This window comes from Marinithermus hydrothermalis DSM 14884 (genome assembly GCF_000195335.1).
GTDB lineage: Bacteria > Deinococcota > Deinococci > Deinococcales > Marinithermaceae > Marinithermus > Marinithermus hydrothermalis.
In genome coordinates this window covers 499,783-521,477 of record NC_015387.1, presented here as the reverse complement: position 1 = coordinate 521,477, position 21,695 = coordinate 499,783, and the positions used below count along the sequence as shown (strand labels likewise).

General features: G+C 67.4%; 26 protein-coding genes, 2 tRNA genes and 1 pseudogene. 16 read left to right on the top strand and 13 right to left on the bottom strand.

Translation table 11 applies throughout. From position 1 onward, the window contains the following. Nucleotides 1-21 precede the first annotated feature (21 nt). The 4 genes from MARKY_RS02800 to prfA all read right to left on the bottom strand — a co-directional run bounded on the left by MARKY_RS02800 (nucleotide 22) and on the right by prfA (nucleotide 3,059). Nucleotides 22-738, bottom strand: coding sequence for an SDR family oxidoreductase (locus MARKY_RS02800; protein WP_013703351.1), 717 nt, complete (start codon nucleotides 736-738; stop codon nucleotides 22-24). A 9-nt stretch (nucleotides 739-747) separates the two neighbouring features. Further along, on the bottom strand, nucleotides 748-1,446 hold the full coding sequence (locus MARKY_RS02795; RefSeq protein ID WP_013703350.1) for a tetratricopeptide repeat protein: 699 nt from the start codon (nucleotides 1,444-1,446) through the stop codon (nucleotides 748-750). Nucleotides 1,447-1,513: 67 nt separating this feature from the next. Further along, on the bottom strand, nucleotides 1,514-1,993 hold the full coding sequence (locus MARKY_RS02790; protein ID WP_013703349.1) for an NUDIX hydrolase: 480 nt from the start codon (nucleotides 1,991-1,993) through the stop codon (nucleotides 1,514-1,516). Then, entirely contained in the window at nucleotides 1,980-3,059 is a 1,080-nt protein-coding gene (gene prfA, locus MARKY_RS02785; RefSeq protein WP_041657785.1) for a peptide chain release factor 1, read from the bottom strand. The genes MARKY_RS02790 and prfA overlap by 14 nt, the downstream gene beginning before the upstream one ends. 194 nt (nucleotides 3,060-3,253) lie before the next feature. Between prfA and MARKY_RS02780 the strand changes: the two genes are divergently transcribed. The 6 genes from MARKY_RS02780 to MARKY_RS02760 all read left to right on the top strand — a co-directional run bounded on the left by MARKY_RS02780 (nucleotide 3,254) and on the right by MARKY_RS02760 (nucleotide 9,782). Then, nucleotides 3,254-3,931: a metal-dependent transcriptional regulator gene (locus MARKY_RS02780; RefSeq protein WP_013703347.1), complete on the top strand. Its 678-nt coding sequence runs from the start codon at nucleotides 3,254-3,256 to the stop codon at nucleotides 3,929-3,931. Continuing rightward, entirely contained in the window at nucleotides 3,928-5,007 is a 1,080-nt protein-coding gene (locus MARKY_RS02775) for a multicopper oxidase domain-containing protein (RefSeq protein ID WP_013703346.1), read from the top strand. The genes MARKY_RS02780 and MARKY_RS02775 overlap by 4 nt, the downstream gene beginning before the upstream one ends. Continuing rightward, nucleotides 5,004-6,173, top strand: coding sequence for a ZIP family metal transporter (locus MARKY_RS02770; RefSeq protein ID WP_013703345.1), 1,170 nt, complete (start codon nucleotides 5,004-5,006; stop codon nucleotides 6,171-6,173). The genes MARKY_RS02775 and MARKY_RS02770 overlap by 4 nt, the downstream gene beginning before the upstream one ends. A gap of 10 nt (nucleotides 6,174-6,183) precedes the next feature. Then, nucleotides 6,184-6,327, top strand: a complete 144-nt coding sequence (locus MARKY_RS11860) for a hypothetical protein (protein WP_169311725.1) — start codon at nucleotides 6,184-6,186, stop codon at nucleotides 6,325-6,327. Between the two features lie 90 nt (nucleotides 6,328-6,417). Next, nucleotides 6,418-7,518, top strand: coding sequence for a transposase (locus MARKY_RS02765; protein WP_013703168.1), 1,101 nt, complete (start codon nucleotides 6,418-6,420; stop codon nucleotides 7,516-7,518). A 1,124-nt stretch (nucleotides 7,519-8,642) separates the two neighbouring features. Continuing rightward, nucleotides 8,643-9,782, top strand: a complete 1,140-nt coding sequence (locus MARKY_RS02760) for an Nramp family divalent metal transporter (RefSeq protein WP_041657784.1) — start codon at nucleotides 8,643-8,645, stop codon at nucleotides 9,780-9,782. Here MARKY_RS02760 and MARKY_RS02755 read toward each other — a convergent pair. Beyond that, nucleotides 9,771-10,709, bottom strand: coding sequence for an ADP-ribosylglycohydrolase family protein (locus MARKY_RS02755; RefSeq protein ID WP_013703343.1), 939 nt, complete (start codon nucleotides 10,707-10,709; stop codon nucleotides 9,771-9,773). The two genes, MARKY_RS02760 and MARKY_RS02755, sit on opposite strands and share 12 nt — an antisense overlap. Nucleotides 10,710-10,762: 53 nt before the next feature. On the opposite strand from MARKY_RS02755, the gene MARKY_RS02750 reads away from it, so the two are divergent. Next, nucleotides 10,763-11,698: a DMT family transporter gene (locus tag MARKY_RS02750; protein WP_013703342.1), complete on the top strand. Its 936-nt coding sequence runs from the start codon at nucleotides 10,763-10,765 to the stop codon at nucleotides 11,696-11,698. On the opposite strand, the gene MARKY_RS02745 is transcribed toward MARKY_RS02750, so the two are convergent. Next, entirely contained in the window at nucleotides 11,664-12,224 is a 561-nt protein-coding gene (locus MARKY_RS02745) for a 5-formyltetrahydrofolate cyclo-ligase (RefSeq protein WP_041658234.1), read from the bottom strand. The genes MARKY_RS02750 and MARKY_RS02745 overlap by 35 nt on opposite strands. A gap of 72 nt (nucleotides 12,225-12,296) precedes the next feature. On the opposite strand from MARKY_RS02745, the gene argB reads away from it, so the two are divergent. From argB to MARKY_RS02710, 7 genes and pseudogenes are all read left to right on the top strand, one after another. After that, nucleotides 12,297-13,037: an acetylglutamate kinase gene (gene argB / locus MARKY_RS02740; protein WP_013703340.1), complete on the top strand. Its 741-nt coding sequence runs from the start codon at nucleotides 12,297-12,299 to the stop codon at nucleotides 13,035-13,037. A 23-nt stretch (nucleotides 13,038-13,060) separates the two neighbouring features. Beyond that, complete coding sequence (locus MARKY_RS02735) at nucleotides 13,061-13,762, top strand: SDR family oxidoreductase (RefSeq protein WP_013703339.1); 702 nt, start codon at nucleotides 13,061-13,063, stop codon at nucleotides 13,760-13,762. 49 nt (nucleotides 13,763-13,811) lie between these two features. Further along, on the top strand, nucleotides 13,812-14,432 hold the full coding sequence (locus MARKY_RS02730) for a LapA family protein (RefSeq protein WP_013703338.1): 621 nt from the start codon (nucleotides 13,812-13,814) through the stop codon (nucleotides 14,430-14,432). A 13-nt stretch (nucleotides 14,433-14,445) separates the two neighbouring features. Further along, nucleotides 14,446-16,299 (top strand): cation:proton antiporter, encoded by a 1,854-nt coding sequence (locus MARKY_RS02725; RefSeq protein WP_013703337.1) that lies wholly within the window; start codon nucleotides 14,446-14,448, stop codon nucleotides 16,297-16,299. A gap of 26 nt (nucleotides 16,300-16,325) precedes the next feature. Then, nucleotides 16,326-16,402: transfer RNA gene (locus tag MARKY_RS02720), tRNA-Ile, on the top strand. 196 nt (nucleotides 16,403-16,598) lie between these two features. Then, nucleotides 16,599-17,752 (top strand): annotated as a pseudogene (locus MARKY_RS02715) (integrase core domain-containing protein). Beyond that, nucleotides 17,709-17,783, top strand: a tRNA-Thr gene (locus MARKY_RS02710). Before MARKY_RS02715 ends, MARKY_RS02710 begins: the two are co-directional and overlap by 44 nt. A 55-nt stretch (nucleotides 17,784-17,838) precedes the next feature. On the opposite strand, the gene MARKY_RS02705 is transcribed toward MARKY_RS02710, so the two are convergent. The 5 genes from MARKY_RS02705 to MARKY_RS02685 form a co-directional block, all read right to left on the bottom strand. Then, a complete protein-coding gene (locus MARKY_RS02705; RefSeq protein WP_013703335.1) occupies nucleotides 17,839-18,081 on the bottom strand; it encodes a hypothetical protein in 243 nt (80 codons plus the stop codon). 2 nt (nucleotides 18,082-18,083) lie between these two features. Beyond that, on the bottom strand, nucleotides 18,084-18,389 hold the full coding sequence (locus MARKY_RS02700; protein ID WP_041657782.1) for a hypothetical protein: 306 nt from the start codon (nucleotides 18,387-18,389) through the stop codon (nucleotides 18,084-18,086). A gap of 161 nt (nucleotides 18,390-18,550) precedes the next feature. Beyond that, the gene (locus tag MARKY_RS02695; RefSeq protein WP_013703333.1) at nucleotides 18,551-19,228 is read right to left on the bottom strand and encodes an AAA family ATPase; all 678 of its coding nucleotides are present in this window, start codon (nucleotides 19,226-19,228) and stop codon (nucleotides 18,551-18,553) included. Continuing rightward, a complete protein-coding gene (locus MARKY_RS02690; RefSeq protein ID WP_013703332.1) occupies nucleotides 19,218-19,634 on the bottom strand; it encodes a putative toxin-antitoxin system toxin component, PIN family in 417 nt (138 codons plus the stop codon). Before MARKY_RS02690 ends, MARKY_RS02695 begins: the two co-directional genes overlap by 11 nt. Beyond that, nucleotides 19,634-19,894: a hypothetical protein gene (locus MARKY_RS02685; protein ID WP_013703331.1), complete on the bottom strand. Its 261-nt coding sequence runs from the start codon at nucleotides 19,892-19,894 to the stop codon at nucleotides 19,634-19,636. Before MARKY_RS02685 ends, MARKY_RS02690 begins: the two co-directional genes overlap by 1 nt. A 243-nt stretch (nucleotides 19,895-20,137) precedes the next feature. On the opposite strand from MARKY_RS02685, the gene MARKY_RS11855 reads away from it, so the two are divergent. Continuing rightward, complete coding sequence (locus tag MARKY_RS11855; protein WP_013703329.1) at nucleotides 20,138-20,287, top strand: hypothetical protein; 150 nt, start codon at nucleotides 20,138-20,140, stop codon at nucleotides 20,285-20,287. Between the two features lie 312 nt (nucleotides 20,288-20,599). Next, complete coding sequence (locus MARKY_RS02675) at nucleotides 20,600-21,094, top strand: DinB family protein (RefSeq protein ID WP_013703328.1); 495 nt, start codon at nucleotides 20,600-20,602, stop codon at nucleotides 21,092-21,094. On the opposite strand, the gene MARKY_RS02670 is transcribed toward MARKY_RS02675, so the two are convergent. After that, a complete protein-coding gene (locus tag MARKY_RS02670) occupies nucleotides 21,091-21,378 on the bottom strand; it encodes an RlpA-like double-psi beta-barrel domain-containing protein (protein ID WP_013703327.1) in 288 nt (95 codons plus the stop codon). The genes MARKY_RS02675 and MARKY_RS02670 overlap by 4 nt on opposite strands. Before the next feature lie 10 nt (nucleotides 21,379-21,388). Next, nucleotides 21,389-21,628: a hypothetical protein gene (locus tag MARKY_RS11770; protein WP_148230392.1), complete on the bottom strand. Its 240-nt coding sequence runs from the start codon at nucleotides 21,626-21,628 to the stop codon at nucleotides 21,389-21,391. Nucleotides 21,629-21,695 lie beyond the last annotated feature (67 nt).

Sequence of the window (21,695 nt, the reverse complement as noted above, 5' to 3'; positions counted from 1 at the left end):
CGCCCCGCGTCGCGCCGTGCACTACCCGACGGCCGGGCGGATGGAGAGGTCCGTCACCACCGCCCGCGCCGGGAGGCTCAAGGCCGCGAGGACCTCCAGCGCCACATCCTCGGGCTGCACGAACCGCTCGGGGTGGTATGCCCTCCCCTCGGCGCGGTGCACCTCGGCCTGCATGGGGGTCGCGGTGCGGCCCGGGTAGACGCTGATCACCCGCACGCCGCGCGGCGCGACCTCGGCCCGCAAGGCGTCCGCGAGGGCCTTGAGGCCGTGCTTCGTCGCGGCGTACTGGCTCCACCCCGCGTTCGCGCGGAGGCCCGCCCCGGAGTTGATGAAGACCACCTGGCCCCGCGCGCGCTCGAGGGCGGGCAGCAACGCCTGGGTCAGCGCGAAGGGGGCGCGAAGGTTGACGCGGTACTGCCAGTCCAGCTTCTCTACCGGGGCCGTGGCGACCGGCCCAAGCGCTACGACCCCCGCGCTGTGCACCAGCACGTCCACCCGCTCCAAAGCGGCCAGGTCGCGCGCGAGGGCCTCGAGGGCCGCGTCCTCCGCGAGGTCCGCGCGGTACACGCGAGCCGTTCCGCCCGCCGCTCGCGCGGCCTCGGCCACCTGCTCGAGCCGGGTTGGGTCGCGCCCCACCAGGTGCAGGTGCGCGCCGCGCTGGGCGAGCTCGAGGGCGATCGCCCGTCCGATCCCGCTCGAAGCGCCGGTGATCACCGCGTGTTTTCCGGAAAACTCCACGGGGGCCTCCTAACGGTTCAACAACAGGTACGCCGCAACAATCAGGATGATCCAAACCCACCAGCGACCGCCGAACAACCCGGGGCGCGCCGGTTCTTTTCCGGTTCGGGGGCCCTGCCGGGGCCGCAGGCGGAGGCGCTGCGCGCGCTTGAAGTGCGTGACGGACTCGTGCAGCTTGCCCTGCTTGCGGTACGCCGCAGCGAGGCTCTCGTGGGCCTCAGGGTACGCTTCGTTCAGCTTGATGGCTTTCCTGTAGAGCCGGATCGCTTCCTCCACCTCTCCCGCCTCGAGGTAGGTGTTCGCGAGGTTCGTCACGGCGCGGTAGTGGCGCGGGTCCAGGGCCACCGCCTGCTCGAAGGCCGCGCGCGCCCCAGCGAGATCCCCCGCCTCCACGCGGCGGAGTCCCTCGAGCACCCAAGCCTCCCCGCCCAAGAGGGGGTCGTCCAGGTACGCCTCGACCGAACCGCCGGCGCGAAAGGCCTCGAGGCCCGCGCCCAACCGGTCCACGTCCAGGTATGGCTCCAGCGTCCGGCGTTCCATCTCGAGGAAACGCAGGGCCTCGGCGTAGCGTTTAGCCCAAACGAGTTCGCGTAGGTCCATCGCGGCCCGGATGGCCTCGATGGGTCCCGCCTCACCCGCCATCGCGCGGGCGAAGGCTTCTTCAAGACGGCCTGCGCGCATCAGGTCTTCCACGCTCGTGTGCTCCACGGCTCACTCCCCCCGCATTCCGGACCAGCCCGGCGGTTTCGCTTGGAACACTATACCCGGTCCGGCCTCACACCCGGTGGCCGCGCGTACTCCATCCGGTGTACGCGTAGAACCGCCCGGCCGAGCCGGTCTCGAGGTAGTAGAGGAGGGGTTCGGATAGGGGGGTGTGGGTGGAGAGGCGCTCCCGTACCTCCTCCAGGTCGAAAAAACGAGCCTCGACGATGTGGCCGTCGGGGTCGCGGGGGTTCAGGAGGCCGTCCCAACGCACCTTAAAGGTCATGACCACGGTGCGCTCGCGTTTGCGCTTATCCTCAACCTGGACCACGTAGGCCAGGTGCTCCATCTGCATCACGCGCAGCCCGGTCTCCTCGCGCACCTCGCGCACCACCGCGTCCACCACGGTCTCGCCCGGCTCGACCACTCCCCCAGGTAGCGTGTACCGCACCCGCCCGCGCCGCCCCCAGTCGTTCGCGACCAGCAGCACCCGTCCCCTCGAGTCCATCAGGATTCCGGAGGCTACCAGGAGTTCGCGTCTAAGCCCGTCCATGCGCCTCTTGGTTCAGCTCCTCGAGCATGCGTTCCTGGTCTGCTTTCTTCAGGGCGTTCGTCAACTCCTCCAGCTCGCCGGCGAGGACGCCCTCGAGGTTGTGCGTGGTGTAGTGGATGCGGTGGTCGGTGACGCGGGACTGGGGGAAGTTGTAGGTGCGGATTTTCTCGGAGCGTTCCCCGGTCCCGATCTGTGCAAGGCGGGTGCGGCGCAGCTTGGCTTCCTCCTCGGCGCGCTTCATCTCGAGGAGGCGGCTGCGCAGGATGGTGAGGGCTTTCTCGCGGTTTTTGATCTGGCTGCGGGAGTCCTGGCAGGTCACGATGATCCCGGTGGGGAGGTGCACCACCCGCACAGCGCTGTCCGTGGTGTTCACCCCTTGGCCACCCGGGCCGGAGGCGCGCTGCACGTCGATGCGGATCTCGGACATGTCCAGCTCAAAGTCCGCCTCCTCCGCCTCGGGCAGCACCGCGACGGTCGCGGTGGAGGTGTGGATGCGTCCCTGGGTCTCGGTCGCGGGCACGCGCTGTACGCGGTGCACGCCGGACTCGTACTTGAAGACCCCGTACGCCCCGCTGCCGTTCACCTGGAAGACGACCTTGGAGAAGCCGCCGAGGTCGGTGGGGTGGCTGTCCAGCACCTCCACCGTGTAGCCGAGCCGTTCGGCGTAGCGCACGTACATGTTGTAAAGGTCCCCGGCAAAAAGCGCGGCCTCCTCCCCCCCGGTTCCGGCGCGAATCTCGACGATTGCGTTCTTCGCGTCCACGGGGTCCTTGGGGAGAAGCAGCAATTCGAGTTCGCGCTCGAGCTCGTCTCGCCGCGCCTCGAGCGTTTCTTTTTCGGCGCGGGCCATCTCCCCGAGCTCGGGGTCGTCGAGGAGGGCTTGGGCCTGCTCGAGGTCGTCCAGGGTCTTGGTGTACTCGCGGTAGACGCGGACGATCTCGCCCAGCTCCGCGTAGCGACGGCTGAGCTCGCGGTAGCGTTTGGGGTCCGCGAGGACGCCCGGATCTCCCAGCTGCGCCTCCAGGGCTTGGTACTCGGTTTCCAGTTGCTTCAGCTTCTCAAGCATATCCGTCCCTTCCCTCAGGATACCACCCAAAGCCAGGAGTCCTGGCCTGGTTTTTAGGTAGCTCTAAACTTCTTGCGTCGCATCAGCGCAGCTACTATACCCCTCATTTTCGCGGTAATAACGAGATGTTTGCAGGACCTAACGTTGACAATATTTTTAGTCTTACCTAATATTAAGAGGAGGAGGTTTTAGGCATGACTAAAACCCAACGGCCCCAGCTCAGCGAAGCCCAGGAAGACTACCTCAAGCAGATCCTCCTGCTCAGCGAGACCGAGCCTACCGTCACCACCCAAGCCCTGGCCGAACGCCTTCAGGTCAAGCCCGCCTCGGTCACCGGCATGCTCAAAAAACTCGCCGAGCTGGGGCTCGTGGAGTACACCGCCTACCGCGGCGTGCGCCTCTCCGAAGCCGGGGAAAAGGTGGCGCTCGAGATCCTGCGCCATCACCGCCTCCTCGAGGCCTACCTCACCGAGGCCCTCGGGTACTCCTGGGACGAGGTGCACGACGAGGCCGAACGCCTCGAGCACCACATCTCCGAAGCGCTCGAGGCCCGCATCGCCGCCTTCCTCGGCCACCCCACGCACGATCCGCACGGGGACCCCATCCCCACCGCGGACCTCTCCCTCCCCGAAACCCCGGACCTCACCCCCCTCACCGACCTGCCCCCCGGGCGCGGGGGCCGGCTGATCCGGGTCACCGCCCAAGATAAGGACACCCTGAACCTCCTCGCGCACCTGCACCTCATCCCCGGCGCGCGCGTCGAGGTTGTGGAGCGCAGCGCGAACGGGCTGCGCGTCCGCGTGCAAGGCGAGCGCTTCCTTCTGCCTCTCCCCCTCACCAAGTCGCTCTGGATCGCGGAGGACGAAGCATGAACCGATCGCGGAGAGCCCTACTGAAAGGCAGCCTTCTCGCCGGGCTCGGCGCCCTAGGCGCCCAGCTGCTCCGGCCCTTCGCCCTCGCCCACGAAGGGCACGCCCAGGCCCCAGGAACCCACCAGACGCGCCACGGCGGCATGACCACCGTGGGCGAGGTCGACCACGAAAAGAACGGGTTCGACCCGTACGCGTTCCTCACCCACTGGGAGACCGGCGAGGTCTCCACACTCCCTAGCGGCCAGACCCTGCGCGAGTTCAATATCGTCGCGGTCGACAAGGAGATCGAGATCGCCCCAGGGGTCTACTTCCCCGCCTGGACGTATAACGGCCAGGTTCCCGGCCCCACCCTCCGGGTCACGGAAGGGGACCGCGTGCGCGTCCACTTCCACAACGCGGGCAGCCACCCGCACACCATTCACTTCCACGGCATCCACCCCGCCTCGATGGACGGCGTGCCCGGCACCGGACCCGGCATGATCTACCCAGGGGAGTCCTTCACCTACGAGTTCGACGCCTACCCCTTCGGCTGCCACCTCTACCACTGCCACGCGATTCCCCTCAAACGCCACATCCACAAGGGGCTTTACGGCGCGTTCATCATCGATCCCGACCCCGAACGCCACCCCGAATACCAGGCCGCCGCTCGCGCGCGCCTACTGGGCACCCCGGAAAACCAGGCGTGGCAGGAGTTCGTCATGGTCATGAACGGCTTCGACACCAACTTCGACGAGGAAAACGAGGTCTACGCCGTCAACACCGTCGCGCACGCCTACATGAAACGCCCCATCCGGATCGAGCGCGACCGCCCGGTCCGGATCTACCTCATCAACGCCACCGAGTTCGACCCCATCAACTCCTTCCACCTCCACGCCAACTTCTTCGACTACTACGACCACGGCACCACCCTCACCCCCACCCTCAAGACCGTGGACACCATCATGCAGTGCCAAGGCCAACGCGGCATCCTCGAGTTCTCCTTCAATGGGTTCGAACCGGGCCTCTACATGTTCCACGCGCACCAGTCCGAGTTCGCCGAGCTCGGCTGGATGGGTAACTTCGAGGTGATCGAATGATGCCGGAACGCTCCCCAACCCACCACACCTGGCTCTGGGCCGTCCTGCCCTTCGCCATCCTCCTCGGCCTGCTCGGCCTCTTCCTCACCACCGACCCCCTCAAGCCCCTAGGCGTCACCGCCCCGCCCCTCGAGGCCCTCACCGTCGAGCGCACCGTCCTGGACGAGACCGGGATCCGCCTCAAGGTGCGGGCCGACGGGTCCGAGCCTCTCACGATTGCCCAAATCCAGGTGGACGGGGCCTACTGGGAATTCACCCAAGACCCTCCCGGTCCCCTGGGCCGCCTCCAGACCGCCTGGATCACCCTCCCGTACCCCTGGGTCGAGGGCGAGGCCCACTTCATCACCTTCGTTACCCGCACCGGCATGACCTTCGAGCACGAGATCCCCGTCGCCGTGGAAAGCCCCCGCTGGACGCCCGCGCGCGTCCTAGCCTACGCCCTCCTCGGCCTGTACGTCGGGGTGGTCCCGGTCAGCCTGGGCCTGTTGTTCTACCCCTACCTCCGCACGCTCCGCGCGCACGGGCTGCGCTTCATCCTCGCGCTCACCATGGGGCTCCTCGCCTTCCTCCTCGTGGACACCCTCGAGGAAGGCCTCGAGCTCGCCGAAGGCGCGGCCGCGGCCTTCCAGGCCACCCCCCTGGTCTGGCTCGCCGCACTCCTCAGCTTCCTCGCCCTCTTCGCCTTCGGCCGCCGCGGCGGCCGCGCCCCGGAGGGCCTCGGCCTGGCCACGTACCTCGCGTTCGGTATCGGGCTGCACAACCTGGGCGAAGGGCTCGCGATCGGCGCGGCGTTCGCCGCCGGCGAGGCCGCGCTCGGCGCCTTCCTCGTCGTGGGCTTCACCCTGCACAACCTGACCGAAGGGATCGGGATCGCCGCCCCCCTCACCCGCCACCCGGTGCGGCTCGTGCACTTCGTGGGCCTCGCCGCGCTCGCGGGTCTGCCCGCGGTGCTCGGCACCTGGGCTGGCGCGTTCGCCTTCGCCCCCCACTGGGCCGCCCTCCTTCTCGGGATCGGGGCCGGTGCGATCCTTCAGGTCATCGTCGAGGTCGGCGCGTACCTGGCGCGCACCACCCAAGGCCGTTGGCTCTCCCCCGCCAGCCTCGCCGGCTTCGCCTTAGGGCTTGCCGTCATGTACACCACCGCGTTCCTGGTGAACGTAGGGTAGGTGGTGCCACGTGAACGCGGAGATCTCGCTCAAACGCCCCTTCTGGTTCTACCTGGGACCAGCCTTCCTGGTCTCGGTCGGGTATATGGACCCCGGCAACTGGGCCACCTCCCTCGAGGCCGGCAGCCGAGACTCATGTAAAAAAGTCGGTTGACTCAAAACTTGCACTTATGCACCCTGGGGATACCTATGCGCCAGGACCACTTGAAAGGGGCCGCTGGTTTCCCGTCTGATGACGGGTGCCATGACCCAAGCGGCCCTGTCCCTACTTTGGACCCTCCTGGCCCTTTTGCCAAGCCCCCACCTCCAGGAATCCCTCAAGGCCCTGCTCTTGCTCCTCCTCCACGGCCACGGCAAGGCCAGACCCCAGCACAGCCAGGTCAAGTCCCCCTCCGCCCTCTCTCGCTTCCTCAACCGCTACCCCTGGCCCACCCGCGCTCTCATCCGCCTGGCAAGAAAAGAGGCCGAGAAAGCCCTGGACCGGGCCAGAAAGAAAAAAGGCCCCAAGCCCCGTCTCCTGGTGGTCCTGGACCTAGTCACTCTGGAGAAGCGGGGCCGTTTCCAGGCCCTGCCCCTCTCCTTTTTTCACGGCAAGTGGGGACTCCATCTGGTGGTCCTCTACCTCGTCTACGGAGACCTCCGCATCCCTTGGGCCTACCGCCTCTGGCGGGGCAAGGGGGAGAAGGCCCTCTCCCGCCTGGCCCTAAGCCTCCTGGCCTCTCTGCCCCCCTGGATGCGCCGGGCCTTCCGGATACGGGTGGCCGCGGATGCGGCCTTTGGCACCACCCGGTTCCTTTTCGGGGTGAAGCGGTTGGGTTTTGAAGCGGTGGTGGGGATGCGGCGGGACCGGAGGCTGCGGGAAGGGGGGAGGCTTGGGGACCTCAGGCGGCAGGGGAGCCGGGTCTACCTTTGGGGGCTTTCCTTCCCGGTCTGGGTGGCCTGGTACCGCTACCCCCTGCCCCAAGGGGGCTGGGAGTGGCGGTACGTGGTGGCCACCTTTCCCGCCACGCCCCGGACGGCGCTCACTTGGGGAAAGAGGCGGTTTGCCATAGAGCACTTCTTCCGCGCCGCGAAAAGCGAGTTCTCCCTGGGGCAGTTTGGGCAGCGGACGGCTTTGGGGGTGCACCGTTTTCTGGTGCTTTCCCTTCTGGCCTACCTGTTGGCCCACTGGGTGGGCATGGAGGGGGAAGGAAGCTGGCGGGAGGCCAGGGAGCGGGCGGCGCGGGTTCTCTTGCCTGAGCTCGTGGTGCAGGTCGCCCTGCGGGAGCTCTATGCCCTGGGTCTCTGGCCGCCGGGGGGAGGGGGTGAAGGTTTATGCGGGATATGCGGGAGGTGCAAGTTTTGAGTTGACCCTTTTATCCTCCCCACCAGGGGCCTCCACCAGCACTCTGGGGAAAGAGTTCCCGTAAGCCTTTCCCAGGGGCTCTTTTCCCCAATCCGCCGATGCCGCATCCGGTAAAGCCCCACCATCAACCAGGATTCCCCCACCTCCAGGCTCCGCAACACCCTCCGCCTGCGCCGCCGCCACAATCGCCCATGCCCTACCTCCGCCACGTTGTTTGTCCAAGGAGGCGGTACCTCGGCCCCCCAAGCCTCCTGCAACCCCTCCCAAGCCCGCACCCAGCCCTCCAAGGCCTTACCCCACCGGGGCAGAAGCTCCTTCCAAAAGAACGCCTCCCCTCTCCCCCAGGCCCCAAGCCCCCGCAGCACCCTCAGACCCTCCCGTATCTCCCCCCACGCCTTCCGGTCCACCTTGGCCCGTACCTCCCGCATCAGGTGGAAAGCGCACCGGGCCCAAAGCAGCCTCCGCCCCAACCAGCCCAACGCCTCCCCTACCTCCTGCGCCCCGTCCGAAACCACCCCCAGCCTTGGAGGTAACCTCCAAAGGAGCTCCCGCACCCGCTCGTAACGCCGCCGATGGCCAAGGTCTCCCCACAGCGGGCAACCCGTCCAAGCCTCAAAGTAAAGGTACCCGTACCCCTTGGGGCCCCGGCCAAAGGCCCATTCATCCACACTCCCCCAGTACACCCGCCCTCGGAGAAGACGGTTCTCCCGCTGAAGGAGCCGTTTGGCCCTGGCCCCCGCGGACCTGAGCCAGCGGAGGCGGGTGGGACGGGTGAGGGGGAAGCCCAGGTTCTTGGCGAGATCGTTTTGGACGCTTTCAGGGGCGCGATGGCTTGCGAGGATGAGGAAGTGCTCCTGGATGGAGATCGCGTACCAGCGGCTTCTAGGGCAGTCCTCCGGGTAGAGAGCTCGTTTCTGGCGCTTGCATTGGGCGCAGCGGATCCGTTTGACTCTGACTTCCTGGATGCCCCGAAAGGTGCGCAGCTTGCGTCTGCGGTAGCCCCCGCTCTCCTCACGGGTGGCTCCGCAGTGGGGACAGGGTACGATGGAGCTCGGGGAGTCCTCAGTCGGCTTCATGGCAGAACCAGACTAAGGGCTCCCCTCTTACTCAACCGAGTTTTTTACATGACCCGCAGCCGATACGGGTACGCCCTCTTGTGGGTCGTCACCCTCTCGAGCGCCATCGCCGTGCTGATGCAGGTCCTCGCCGCCAAGCTCGGCATCGCCACCGGACGGGACCTGGCCCAGATGATGCGGGAGCGCTACCGTCCCGCCGTGGCCCGGTTTCTCTTCATCACCGCCTTCGTGGCCATGATGGCCACGGACCTCGCGGAGTTCATGGGGGTCGCCCTCGCCCTCAACCTGCTCTTCGGGATTCCGCTCACCCTCGCGGTGCTCCTCACCGTCTTCGACGTGCTGCTGATCCTGTGGCTCGAGCGTTTCGGGTTCCGCTGGGTGGAGCTCACGATCCTGGCGTTCGTGATCACCATCGGCCTCGCCTACGTCATCGAGATCCTCCTCGCGCAGCCCGACCTCGCTCAGGTCGCCTACCACGCCTTCGTACCCAACGGCGAGATCCTAAGGAGCACGACCGCCCTGTTTATCGCCATGGGCATCCTGGGGGCCACGGTCATGCCGCACAACCTGTTCCTGCACTCCGCCCAGGTCAAGACGCGGCTTTCCACCCCCGACACCAAGGCCCGGATCCTGAAGTGGAGCATCATAGACACGGTGGGCGCGCTTGGCGCCGCCTGGCTGGTCAACGGGGCCATTCTGGTCATGGCCGCCGCAGTCTTCCACGAAAACAGCCTCCTCGTGACCGAGATCGACCAGGCTTACCTAACCCTCGCACCGCTGCTCGGCAAGGCCGCGGCCCTCACCTTCGCCATCGCGCTGCTCGCCTCCGGCATCTCCAGCTCCACCACGGGCACCCTGGCCGGACAGGTGGTCTTCGAGGGGTTCCTCAACATCCGGGTGCGTAACAGGGCCCTACTGCGCCTCATGATCCGCCTCCTCACCATGGCCCCCGCCGTCGTCGCGGTCTTCCTCTCGGTGCGCCCGGTCACCCTGCTCGTCCTCTCCCAGGTCATCCTGTCCATGCAGCTGCCGTTTTCCGTGATCCCTCTGGTCCGTTTCACCTCGGACCCCAACCTCATGGGCCCTCTCACCAACCCCTTCTGGGTGAAGCTCCTCGCCTGGGTGAGCGCAGCGATCATCGTCGCGTTGAACCTCTTGCTGCTGGTCTTTGCAGCCCTAGGGGTCTAGTCTCTCCCAACTCAGCGCGTAGAGGCGATCGGCAAGGCGTTCGATCGCCTCGCGCGCGTAGAGTTTTTGCCGCCACGCTTGCGGGATTCCCTCCTCCCCGTAGTACGCCCCGGCGATCTGACCGTACACCGCGGCCACGGTGTCCGCGTCCTCCCCGAGATTCGCGGCGAGCAACGCCCCCTCGCGAAAATCCCGCGCTTCCGCGAACGCCCACAGCGCAGCCTCCAAGGTGCGCACTACGTACCCCGAAGCGCGGATCTGTGGGGGCTCCTTCTTTTGGAACGACCCCTGGGCGACCTCAGCCACCTCGGGGTGCAACGGCTCGCGCACCCACGCCTCAGGGACCGGGGCGTACCCAGGCTCGAGGAGGCGCGCCTTCTCCTCCCCCCGCACCGCCCCCACCAGCAGCCCGGCGAAGTACCGGCACGCGTCCACCGCCGCCCGCGCTCCGTGCGTGGTCCGTGAGCTCAAGGCCGCGTACTTAAGCGCCTCCTCCGGCCGCGCCGCGTAGGCTAGGGCCACCGGAGCGAGGCGCATCAAGGAGCCGTTCCCCGCGGAGAACTCGTGGGTGGGGCCAGGGTAGGGCTCGCCGGTGGCCGCGAAGCACTCCAGGGCCTCGCGGGTGGTGCCCCCGATATCGAAGCAGTACCCTTTGGGGCTCCAGTGCCCCTCCCGGTACCAGCGCAAATACCGGCGGAGCTGGTCCTTGGGGTCGAACCCCCCCACCTCGACCAGGCTCTCCGCCAGGCACAAGGCCATCGCGGTGTCATCCGTCCACTCGCCGGGGTTCAGGTCGTGCGGCCCGCCCCCCACGAGGTCCTCGAGGGGCGGGAAACTGCCTGGCGAACTAAACTCCACCGCCGCGCCCAACGCGTCCCCTACAGCCAAGCCCAATAGGGCCCCTCGGTAGCGCTCCTGTGGCTGCATGTTAACACCAGCATACCCCAACCCACTGCGATGGAACGGGTATAATTTGCGCCATGCGCCCCTCCGTTTGGCAGCTCACCTTGGCCCTAACGGCTGGGGTACTGACCGTTTCCGCCGCAGCGATCTTCATCCGGCTGGCCTTCCAAGCGGCGGGGGCAAGCGGGGCCGGGATCAGCCTGCTCCTCGCCGCGACCCGCCTCACGATCGCCGCGCTGCTCCTCTTGCCTGCCTGGCGGGGCCTGAGGCCAGCAAGACTCCAGCCCGGTGCGGTGCGGTACGCGGTGTTTGCGGGGGTCTTCCTCGCCTTGCACTTCGCGAGTTGGATCACGAGCCTCGCCTACACCTCGATCGCCGCGAGCGTGACCCTGGTCACCACGAACCCCGTATGGGTCGCCCTTATCGGGTGGATATGGTGGCGCGAGCGCCTGAGCCGCACCACCCTCGCTGGGGTGTGCGTCGCCCTCGCCGGCGGCATCCTGATCGGGCTGGGCGATGCGGGCAACGCCCCGCACACCGCACGCAACCCCCTCTTGGGGGACGCACTCGCGCTTTTAGGAGCGATCGCCGCAAGCTTCTACTTCCTCCTCGGGCGCGAAGCCCAACGGCGGGGCCTCTCGATCGGGCAGTACGCGGCCATCGCCTACGGCACCGCCGCGCTCGTTCTGCTGCCGCTCCCCGCCCTTGCCCAAACCCCTTACCTAGGCTGGCCCGCCGGGTTTTACCTGTGGGCCTTCGCCATGGCCGTCTCCTCCCAGCTCATCGGGCACACCAGCTTCAACTGGGCCGTGCGGTGGATGAACCCCACGCTGGTCACCCTGGTGATCCTCCTCGAGCCGGTCGGCTCGAGCCTCCTCGGGTACCTGGTTTTTGGGGAGGTGCCGGGGCGCACCGTCCTGCTGGGCGCCGCGATCCTCCTTTCCGGGGTCGCGCTCGCCATCTGGGGGAATCGAACCCCTAGCGCTCGAGAAGCTCGTACGGGGTCGCGATAAGGTCGATCCGGCGCTCGGGCGGTACCGGCAGCTCCGGCAGCAACTGCAAGGGATGCACGAGGGTCGCCCAAGGCGCACCGACCTCGAGGCGCCGCGGGGGAAACCCGTACCCCTTGCCCACCCAGCCGAAGGCCGGGTCCACCGCGACGCTCCCCACGAGAACCAGATCCACCGGGAGGGCCTCGAGGGCCACGGGCTGGCCGTACTTGGGCGCGTCGCGCACGCGCCGAAGCGCTTCGGGCGGCACCCCGTCCAGCAAGAGGAAGCGCCCCGCGCGGTCCGGGTGCGGCAGAACGAGGCGCTTGCCGTCACGGAGCGCGGCCTCGCGCAAGGGTTTCAGCACCTGGTCGGGCCCCGCAAGCACCACCTCGGCCCGCGCCCACGCGGGGTGCGCCATCAAGCGTTCCGCGGCGCGCCGGGCCCCCACGAAGTTCGGGTGGTGCCCGTGGGGGGGCGTGGGGTAGGCGGCCGCGCGGTGCAACGCGAGCGCGTTCCACACCCGTTCACGCAACTCCCCAACGGTCACCGCGTCCCCTGGCATCCCGCCCTAGCCTACAATGAACCCGTGCGCGGCCGGAACGCCGTGGGGAGGAGGAACATGCGGGTCGTAAAGGTTGGGGGGAGTTTACGCGAGGCTGAAGCGCTCATGCAGGCCCTTGCTCAAAGCGCCGGTTCCCTCATCGTGGTGCACGGGGGCGGGCCACGCATCGGCGCGTGGCTCGAGCGGCTGGGGTTCGAGACCCGCTTCCACCAGGGCCTCCGGGTCACGCCTCCCGAGCAGATGGAAGTGATCGAGCAGGTCCTCACGCAAACCGGAAAGGTCCTAGCCAGCTTGCTCACGCGCTTTGGCCGGGAGGCGCTGGGGCTTTCCGGGCGGGACGCGGCCCTCCTCAAGGCCCGCCCCAAGGACGCCGCGCTCGGGCGGGTGGGGGAGGTGACCGCCGTCAACACGGCGCTTTTGGAGGCGCTCCTCGAGGCGGGCCTCACCCCGGTCATCGCGCCCATCGGGATGGACGAGATCGGCCCCTTGAACATCAACGCGGATACCGCAGCGGGTGCCGTGGCAGGCGCGCTTAGCGCCCCCGTGGTATTCCTCACGAACGTGCCGGGCGTGCTCGCCGACCCCACGGACCCCAACTCGCTCTACCCCGAGCTGACGCGGGCCGAGGTGCACACCCTCATCCAAAACGGCGTGATCGCCGGGGGCATGATCCCCAAGGTCAAGGCGGCCCTCGCGGCCCTCGAAGCGGGCGCACCCTGGGTCCGCATCGCCTCCGGAACCCCCGCGCACGCCCGGAATGCCCTGAACAACACGAGCGGAACGCGCATCATCCCCTAGCCCCTGTACGAGAGGAGTGGAGCATGCCAAACCCCAAAGTCGCCGTTGTCACTGGAGCTTCCCGCGGCCTTGGCGCCGCATTCGCCCGTGTCCTCGCCGAGGAAGGGTACGCGCTCGCCCTCGGCGCGCGCACCCTAAGCGACCTCGAGCGCGTCGCGGCCTCCCTGGACGCCCCATCCCTCACGCACCCCCTGGACGTCACCGTTCCCGGCAGCGTGGATGCCTTCCGGGAAGTGACCCTGGCGCGTTTCGGGCGTGTGGATGCGCTCATCGTCAACGCCGGGATCGGCCTGTTCAAACCGCTGGAGGCGTTCACCCCCCAGGAGTTTGAGCAGCTGTTCGCGGTGAACGTCACTGGGGCGTGGCTCACCGTGCGGGCTTTCCTCGAGCCCCTTAAGGCCGCTCGAGGCCTTGTCGTGATGGTCTCCTCCGACGTCTCCACCCGCGTCTTCCCTACCGGCGGCCCGTACTGCGCCACCAAGTTCGCCCTGCGCGCCCTCGCGCGCACGCTGCAGCTGGAACACCCCGAACTGCGCGTGCTCGAGCTACGCCCCGGCGCGACCGACACGTACTTTGCGGGAAGCGAGGAAGGCGCATCGGGGAAGGAAGCGTACCTCAAAGCGGCAACGGTCGCGGAAGCCCTGCGCTTCGCCTTGCGCCTGCCTCAAGACGCGCGCCTCGAGGAGCTCGCGCTGCGCCCCGCGGCGCTGGAGCCCGTGTACTGACCTGCTATAATCGCGCTATGCCCCACGCTGCTGGAGAGGAGGGGAGTTCATGAATTACCGCACGGTCACCGTGCTGTTAATCCTGGGTTTGCTCATCCTGTTCGCCGGACTGAACTGGGAGTTGTTCAACACCCCCTCGACGCTCAACCTTTTATTCACCCAGGTGGAAGCCCCGCTGGGCATGACCCTCCTGGGCGTGATCGGGGGCCTCACCCTGCTGTACCTGATGTTCGCGATCGGGGTGGAAGCCGCGGCCCTCATGGAGGTCCGCCGCTACGCGCGCGAGCTGCACGCCGCCCGTAAGCTCCTCGAGAACGAGGAGGCCTCCCGCTTCACGAAACTCCGCCAGTACCTCCAAGAGGAGCTCGAGGCCCTCAAGGAAGAGCACGCCAAGGCACGCGAGCACGCGCGTGCCCTAGCCGCGCAGCTCGAGGAGGCCCTCAAGGCCGAAGCCCGGGGGCTCCGCACCGAGATCGAGCAAACCGAGGCCGTACTGGGCTCCGCCATCGAGCGCCTCGAGGGGCGGCTCGGACAGGCCGAGGCCCAGATCAACCAGGTCATTGAGCGCACCGGTAACACCTTGGCCGCGTACATCGGGGAGATCGAGGACCGCGTGCTGGGCGGCGCGACGGCCCCGGAAGAAGAGGCGCGGCCCGACACTTCCCCATAATTAAAGGAGCGGTATGCACGGTGAATCCGCGGTGCTCTTAACCATCGCTTGGGCCATTGGGCTGGGGCTTCTCGCGCAGATCCTAGCCCACCGCTTCCGCCTACCCGCGATCGTGCTGCTCCTCGCCTTCGGCGTGACGGCCGGGCCGTACGGCCTGAACCTCGTGCACCCCAGCCAGCTCGAGGAAGGCCTGGGCATCCTCGTGAAGCTAGCTGTCGCGATCATCCTCTTCGAAGGCGCGCTGAACCTGCGCCTCGGGGACCTGCGCCAGGCGGCCCGCGAGGTGCGCAGCCTCGTCACGCTCGGCGTGCTCGTCTCCTGGGTCGGAGGGACGCTCGCAGCCCTACTCATCGCGGGCTTCCCCTTCCCCCTCGCTCTCCTCTTCGGCGCGCTCGTCACCGTCACCGGCCCTACCGTGGTGCAACCCCTCCTCAAACGCATGCGCGTCCCCCGCCGCCTCAAGACCACCCTCGAGGGCGAGGCCATCCTGATCGACCCGATCGGAGCGATCCTCGCGGTGGCCGTGCTCGACGTGGTGATCAGCATCTACGGCGCGGAAGCGCTCACGCTCTGGGGCGCGTTCTGGGCGTACGCGGGCCGGCTCCTCGTGGGGGGCGTGGTGGGGTACGCGGGCGGGGCAATCCTCTCCCGCCTCTTCAAGGTGCGCCGGCTCGTGCCCGCGGAGCTGCGGAACCTAGTCGCACTCGCCGGGGTCTGGCTGGTCTTCGCGATCGCGGAATCCCTCCTCAGCGAGGCCGGCATCATGGCCGCGGTCGCCATGGGACTGAGCTTCCAGCGCGGAGAGGTCCCCGAGGAGCGCCGCCTCCGGCAGTTCAAGGAACAACTCACCGTCCTCGGCATCAGCCTGCTCTTCATCCTCCTCGCGGCCAACCTGCGCCTCGAGGTCATCGCGGCCGAAGGGTGGCGCGGTGTAGCAACAGTCCTGGCGCTGATGTTCGTGGTACGGCCCGCCGCGGTGTACCTCGCCATGCGGGGCTCGAGCTTCACCTGGCAGGAGAAACTCTTCATCGCCTGGATCGGGCCGCGCGGCATCGTGGCGGCCTCGGTCGCCTCGTTGTTCGCGCTGTCCCTCGAGACCGCGGGGTTCACGGACGGGGAGCGGCTCCTCGCCCTGACCTTCCTCACGATCGCGCTGACCGTGACCCTCCAGGGCCTCACCGCGAACCCCATCGCGCGCCTTCTCGGCCTCAAAAGCACCACAGGGCACCGCGCCCTCGTGGTCGGGGCAGGCCCCCTCGCGCGGTACACAGCCCGGATCCTGGAGGAACACGGGCGCCGCGTCACGGTCATCGACCGGAACCTCAGCCTGGTGTACGCCGCGCAGCGGGAAGGCCTCGAGGCCCACCAGGGGAACGCTTTGGAGGAGGAGGTGCTCGAGCGCGCTGGGGCGGACGAGGCCGAGAGCCTGCTCGCCGCGACCGCAAACCCCGAGGTGAACGTGCTCACCGTACAGCTCGCGCGCGAGGCTTTTAATATCACGCGGGCCTACCCCGTGGTGGACACGCCCGAAAAAGGCGCGGGGCCGCAACTCGTGGAACAGGTAGGGGGGCGCATCGCGTTCGGCCGGCCGATCGACATCCGGGACTGGGAGCACGCGCTGAACTACGAGCCGGTGGAGACCTTTGTGTGGGCGGTGCCGAAGGAGTGGCCAAACGTACCGCTCGGGGAGGTGCGCCTGCCCCCGGAACTGCTGCCGCTGGTGCGGATCCAAGGGCGTAACGTGGAGGTTGCGCACAGCGGGCAGACGTGGCGAAAGGGCGAACGGGTCGTGTTTTTGAGTCGGGTGCCGGAGGCGGAGGCGCTCGAGGCCCTCCAGCGGCTCGCGCCGGTTGCCCAGGAGGAGTGAGGCTGCTAGATTAGGGGGGTGGGCTTGGGCCCTTAGCTCAATCGGTGAGAGCAGCCGGCTCATAACCGGTTGGTTGCAGGTTCGAGCCCTGCAGGGCCCACCACGGCGTGCATGCTTCGTTCCCCGCCACAAGGGCGGGGAACGGTTTTTCCACCGCACGCCGGGACTGGTCCGGGAGGCCTCGAGGTCCTCTGGCGGCGCAGCTCGACGAAGCGGCTGGTCTGAACCCGGACAGACACATGTGAGACCGAATCGATAAGAATGTGGGGACCACTCCAGGAGAGAGGAGGTCCCCACGGATGCAGCTTACCACGGTTGGCCGAGAGGTGTGGAGAGGGGCGAGGAAGGCCCAACAACTCACCGAAGCAGGGGCCGGCGACCCCAGGGTCCAGGCCCGCGTGCGAAAGCTCAAACAGGTCGAGGCGTTCAGGGAACACGGGGTGGACTGGCCCGAGATCCAGGAGCTGGTGGGGATCAGCCGGGCCACCTACTACCGTTGGAGAAAGAGGCTCAAGGCGGAGGGGCTCAAAGGGCTGGTCCCGAAACCCAAGAGGCCCAAGCGTCTACGACAGAAGGTTTACTGGACCCCAACGCTGCTGATCGAGATTGAAGCCCTGAGGAAACAAAACCCCACCTGGGGGCGCTGGCCGATCTGGCTGAGCTTGAGGAGGCAAGGCTTTGAGGTCAGCGAGCGCACCGTGGGGCGGATCCTGGCCTACCTGGAGGCGCACGGCCGGGTGGAAAGGGTAGCCGCCTTTCTGGCGCGGGCCCGGCGGGGAAAGGTAAAGAGGAAGACCCGGCGCCCCTACGCCCAGAAAAAGCCCAAGGGGTACGAGGTCCACCACCCTGGGGACCTTATCCAGGTAGATACCCTGACCGTGACCTTGGGCCCTGGGGAGACGATCAAGCACTTCTCGGCCGTCGACCTCTTCACACGTTTCTCCCTTGCGGAAGTCCACACCAAAGCCACGGCCAACCTGGCGGCCAGCTTCCTGGCTCACCGGGTTGCGCAAGCCCCCTTCCCCGTCAAAGCCATTCAGGTTGACGGCGGAAGTGAGTTCATGGCCGAGTTTGAAGAGACCTGCCAACGCCTGGGCCTGCAGCTTTTCGTGCTGCCGCCCAAAAGCCCCAAGCTGAACGGGCACGTGGAGCGGATGCAGCGGACCTTTAGGGATGAGTTCTACACCCGACCCCTGCCGTCGAAGATCCCCGAGCTTCAACAAAAACTCGACGCCTACCTGGACCACTACAACCGAAGGAGACCGCACCGGGCCCTAAACGGTCTGGCTCCCCTGGAGTTCCTGGCTATGATGCAAGAGGAGCCGGTCCCCAGGGAGTCTCAGATGTGTTGGCCGACTACATGGTCTGGACAATCCGGCTGCGCTCTTCTATACTGAATGGCGCTGCGCGCCGGCGTAGCTCAGCGGTAGAGCAACCGCCTCGTAAGCGGTAGGTCGCCGGTTCGAATCCGGCCGCCGGCTCCAAGATAATCTGCCCCCTCCCTCTAGGGGGCAGTGTGTTTTTACACCTTAATGACACCTAAAGCATCCCGTCGAACCCCGAGCGCTTCACGTAGAAGAACACGTAGCTATCCCGGCTGATCTCGTTCCCGCTCGCGTCAAACAGCTTCATGATCAGCTGCGTGCCGTTCGGGACCCCCACGGCCGTGTTGTCGGGAACCGTATACCCCGCAACCTGCACCTTGCGGCCCGCCACGCCCTGACCCACGACCGTAAAGTTCGGGTTCGCCTTCGTAATGGTTTCCTTACGGGTTTCCATCATCCCTACCCTCCAAAGCTGACGCCCGCCCCCTTGAGGAGGCTAATGATGCTTTCGCCCATCATGCCGACGCCGACCGCCTTCTCCGCCTCTTCCTTAGCGCTCACCGCGATGGCCGCCCCGGTGATCCCGATGGCCAGCCGCGCCAGCTGACGCGCCAGCACCTGCCGCGCGTCCAGCCCCTGGCTGGAATCCCCGAACACCCCACGGCCAACCGTGAACAGCCCCCGCTCCAGCGCGTACTCCCCGATGATCCCCCCCACCAGGCCAAGCGTGGCAGGAGAGAAAAACTCATCCCCCGCGCGCCGCATCAGCTGGAGGCCGTCTTGAGCCTGAGATAGAGATAGCCCCTTAATCCTTGCCATGCGTCCCTCCTCGCTCGCCTCAGCTTTGGCCCGGGACGCGCCCCAAAAACAAGGCCGGAGTGGCCACTTTTCAGGGCCGCTCCGACCAAAACGCGATGGTTATCGCGTTAAGCTAGCTCCACCCACACCCGCCGCCGGGGGTCCCTCGGGTCGCGGCGCACGAGGCCCGCACGCTCACGGTCCAGGTCCTTCACGCCGTACTCCGGCGGGCAGCCGTCATCGGGGCGCGCGAGCTTCTTGACACCCTCCCCGAGCTCCGGGAACTGCTCGGCGAGGGCCTGGACCTCGCCGGGCTCGGTGAGGCGGAAGGTGACGAGGTGAGTGGCCTGGCGGCGCACCCCGGGGTCGATCCCCCCCACCGCCCCCCGCAGCATCTGGGTCACGAAGATGGCGCTGTGCCCGAACTCGCGGCCCCCGGTCAGGACCTCGAAGAGGGCCTTTGGGACCCTGCCCCTCTCAAAGTACTGGTGGGCCTCGTCAACGACCAGGAGCACGTCGCGCCGACGCATGATGGCCTGGCCGAGGGCGTCCAAAAAGGGCCGGGGATCGTAACCGGTCACGTGGAAATGAATGCGGCGGTAACGCCGGAGAACGGGATCGGGGTCGCCGGTCTCGCCGACACTAAAGCCCTTTTCGGTGAATTCGGCGAACTCCCGCTTGCGGTTAACAACGATCAACTGACGGTATCGCCCCTCCATGCGGCGGATGATCTCTTTAGCGAGCGTGCTCTTCCCGGAGCCCGACTTGCCCACGATCAGGATGCGGAAGGTCTGCCTACCGGCCACGGATCACCTCCAGGGCTTCCTTGGGCGTAAGGATGCGGATCCCCCGAAAGCTTCGCAACACGAGCATGTCCTCGTCACCCGTCACGATGAAACGGGCCTTCCCGCCGAGCGCGGTTCCTAAGACCATGAGGTCCTTGGGATCGCGCACGCTCACATTAGCGGGGGCTTTTAATCGCACCCAGGTCGCCAAACGTTTAAGATCTTCGAGCAACGCGTCACTTAAAAGCGGGTCGATTCGCTTGGCGAACTTTTTCCTTCCAAGGACCTCCTGCAGCTCGGCAAAAACTGGCTGGGAGATCACGAGTTCGTACTGACCCTCATACCAAAGCTCAAGTACACGCCATGGCACCCCATAAGGGGTGAGCAGTGCAGCGATGTAAACATTCGTATCTAAGACAACCCGCACTACTTTGCCCGTTTGCGGGAGCGGTGAAGCGAACGCACCCTGCGAACCTCTTCGACGGCGAGCCGCATAGCCTCGTCTTCGCTAAGACCCTTTGCCCTTTGCGCCTGGCGCTTGCTCAGCGCCAAGAAGCGCCGCCTAGCGCGCTCCTTGCCCAACAAAAGCCGCAGCGCTTCGACGCGCGAAATTCGCAGGCTGCGACGAAAGCGCTCAAGCTCCTCGAAGAGGTCGTCGGGCACCTCGATCTGCTTCACCGCCCCCATTATACGGGCTCCCCCCCTTCCGCTACGTTCCCAGCCTTACACACCAAGCCGCCTCACCCCCTCGTACGCCCCCCAAGCCGCAAGCACCGTCCCCAACACCATCCGCGTGTAGGCGCATTTGGGGCAGACCCTAGACCCCGGCTTCGTGAGCTCCCAGTAGACTACGGCGGTGTTGTAGAGCCCGAAGAGGGCCACGGCGAAGGGAAAGACCGCGCTCATTCTAGGGCAAAAACTTGGGGCGGGGTGACCCTAGCTCAGACCGAGTCGCCGGTCACGGCCAACCCTGTGCTCACCTACCACTACGCGGTTCAAAGTGAAGACGGACGGCTCGAGGTCCGCTACGTGATCTTTCCCTTGTCGCGGATCCAGCTCGAGTACGACGCTCGCGTTTGATCCTCGAGCCACGATTAGGGGGCGCGGGGAAATGTCGGGCGCCGTACACCAACACCCCCCGACCCCGGGCAGCATGGGGTCGGGGGCATCGCAACGGAAGGAGGGGGTCCGGGAGGGCAGCTACCGGCTCCCCTCTGCTTCACCATACTTCCTGCTAGTGAGGAGGAGATTAAGGAAGCACACGTTTTCCACGGCAGCACCCCCGGGAGGTGGCGGGGCCGGGGGTGCCGCCGCTTGCGCGACGAGCGTGGTACACCCTTAGGGTACGCGCCCGTCCGGGCCCGGGGCGTCTTCCCTCACACAATAAGCACCATGGGAATCACCCGCGCGGGGCTCAAGCGCCTCATCGAGATGCACGAAGCGATCTGGGACGCGTGGTGGCCGGTCTTGCTGGGCCTCGAGCCCGAAGCGGCGCGGCGCGCGGTGGGCGGGAGTTTTCCCAGCGTCCTCGCCACGACCGCGCACATGGTGAGCCAGGAGATCGCGTGGCAGGACCGGTTCGAGAACCGGCCGTCCGAGCGGTCCCTGGGCGCAGCGTGGGCGGACCTGGCGGAGGTGCACCGGCACTGGGAGCGCCTCCGGGCGCGGCGGGCGGCGTGGCTCGAGGGCGCGGACCCGGCCGCGACGATCCGGTACACGAACGCGCGCGGCGAGGCGTTCGAGAGCACGGTGGGCGAGATCTGGTTCGTGCTCGTGATGCACGCGCACTTCCACCGGGGGCAGCTCGCCACCCAGCTCCGTCTCCTGGGCCGCACGCCGCCCAGCGTGCACTTCCTCCGGTTCGTAGCGCGCCCCCAGCCAGGCTAGGGGGTTTGCGGCTCGAGGCGGCCGGTGGTCACGCCGTACGCGACGGCCGGCTCGTCCGGCCCCACGTACACCCCGACGGTCTTCTCCCAGCGGCTGGACATCGTGTCCCCCACCACGGCCTCGAAGGCGCGGCGGTCGGCGACGGGCTCGTCGAGGATCACGCGCACCCGCGTGCCGCAGGGGTACCGCTCGAGAAGATCCGGGCTTAAGGCCACGTGGGCCCAGGGACGCAGCTCGATCCCGCACGCCCCTACGGTGCCGGGCGCGGCTTGGGTGAAGTGCACGCGCTCGAGCCTAAGGGCCTGGGCTGGGGTCGGGGAGGCCGGGGGCTCGGCGGGGGGTGGGGGTGCGCTCGAGGGCACCACTACGCGGACGGGAGCGGAGCTCGTGGGGGGGTGTGGTCACGGTCGGGGCGGGGCTCGAGCTCGGTTGGGGCGGAGCGCGCCGGCCGTCCAAAAGAAGCCATGCGCCGAGGGTGACCGCCGTCACGCCAGCGAGGGCGGCGAGCGTGAGCGTGATCCGGGGCTTCTGCATCGCTGGGTGTGCCTCCACAAGCGTCCCGGCGCGGGCCGGGTTGGACGATCGTAGTCTACCGATCGAC

Bases quoted from the DNA above. Each gene is read 5' to 3' on its own strand.
- MARKY_RS02790 (WP_013703349.1), bottom strand. From the start codon at position 1,993: ATGGACGGGCTTAGACGCGAACTCCTGGTAGCCTCCGGAATCCTGATG.
- prfA (WP_041657785.1), bottom strand. From the start codon at position 3,059: ATGCTTGAGAAGCTGAAGCAACTGGAAACCGAGTACCAAGCCCTGGAG.
- MARKY_RS02780 (WP_013703347.1), top strand. From the start codon at position 3,254: ATGACTAAAACCCAACGGCCCCAGCTCAGCGAAGCCCAGGAAGACTAC.
- MARKY_RS02775 (WP_013703346.1), top strand. From the start codon at position 3,928: ATGAACCGATCGCGGAGAGCCCTACTGAAAGGCAGCCTTCTCGCCGGG.
- MARKY_RS02770 (WP_013703345.1), top strand. From the start codon at position 5,004: ATGATGCCGGAACGCTCCCCAACCCACCACACCTGGCTCTGGGCCGTC.
- MARKY_RS02765 (WP_013703168.1), top strand. From the start codon at position 6,418: ATGACCCAAGCGGCCCTGTCCCTACTTTGGACCCTCCTGGCCCTTTTG.
- MARKY_RS02760 (WP_041657784.1), top strand. From the start codon at position 8,643: ATGACCCGCAGCCGATACGGGTACGCCCTCTTGTGGGTCGTCACCCTC.
- MARKY_RS02755 (WP_013703343.1), bottom strand. From the start codon at position 10,709: ATGCAGCCACAGGAGCGCTACCGAGGGGCCCTATTGGGCTTGGCTGTA.
- MARKY_RS02750 (WP_013703342.1), top strand. From the start codon at position 10,763: ATGCGCCCCTCCGTTTGGCAGCTCACCTTGGCCCTAACGGCTGGGGTA.
- argB (WP_013703340.1), top strand. From the start codon at position 12,297: ATGCGGGTCGTAAAGGTTGGGGGGAGTTTACGCGAGGCTGAAGCGCTC.
- MARKY_RS02735 (WP_013703339.1), top strand. From the start codon at position 13,061: ATGCCAAACCCCAAAGTCGCCGTTGTCACTGGAGCTTCCCGCGGCCTT.
- MARKY_RS02730 (WP_013703338.1), top strand. From the start codon at position 13,812: ATGAATTACCGCACGGTCACCGTGCTGTTAATCCTGGGTTTGCTCATC.
- MARKY_RS02725 (WP_013703337.1), top strand. From the start codon at position 14,446: ATGCACGGTGAATCCGCGGTGCTCTTAACCATCGCTTGGGCCATTGGG.
- MARKY_RS02705 (WP_013703335.1), bottom strand. From the start codon at position 18,081: ATGATGGAAACCCGTAAGGAAACCATTACGAAGGCGAACCCGAACTTT.
- MARKY_RS02700 (WP_041657782.1), bottom strand. From the start codon at position 18,389: ATGCGGCGCGCGGGGGATGAGTTTTTCTCTCCTGCCACGCTTGGCCTG.
- MARKY_RS02685 (WP_013703331.1), bottom strand. From the start codon at position 19,894: ATGGGGGCGGTGAAGCAGATCGAGGTGCCCGACGACCTCTTCGAGGAG.
- MARKY_RS02675 (WP_013703328.1), top strand. From the start codon at position 20,600: ATGGGAATCACCCGCGCGGGGCTCAAGCGCCTCATCGAGATGCACGAA.
- MARKY_RS11770 (WP_148230392.1), bottom strand. From the start codon at position 21,628: ATGCAGAAGCCCCGGATCACGCTCACGCTCGCCGCCCTCGCTGGCGTG.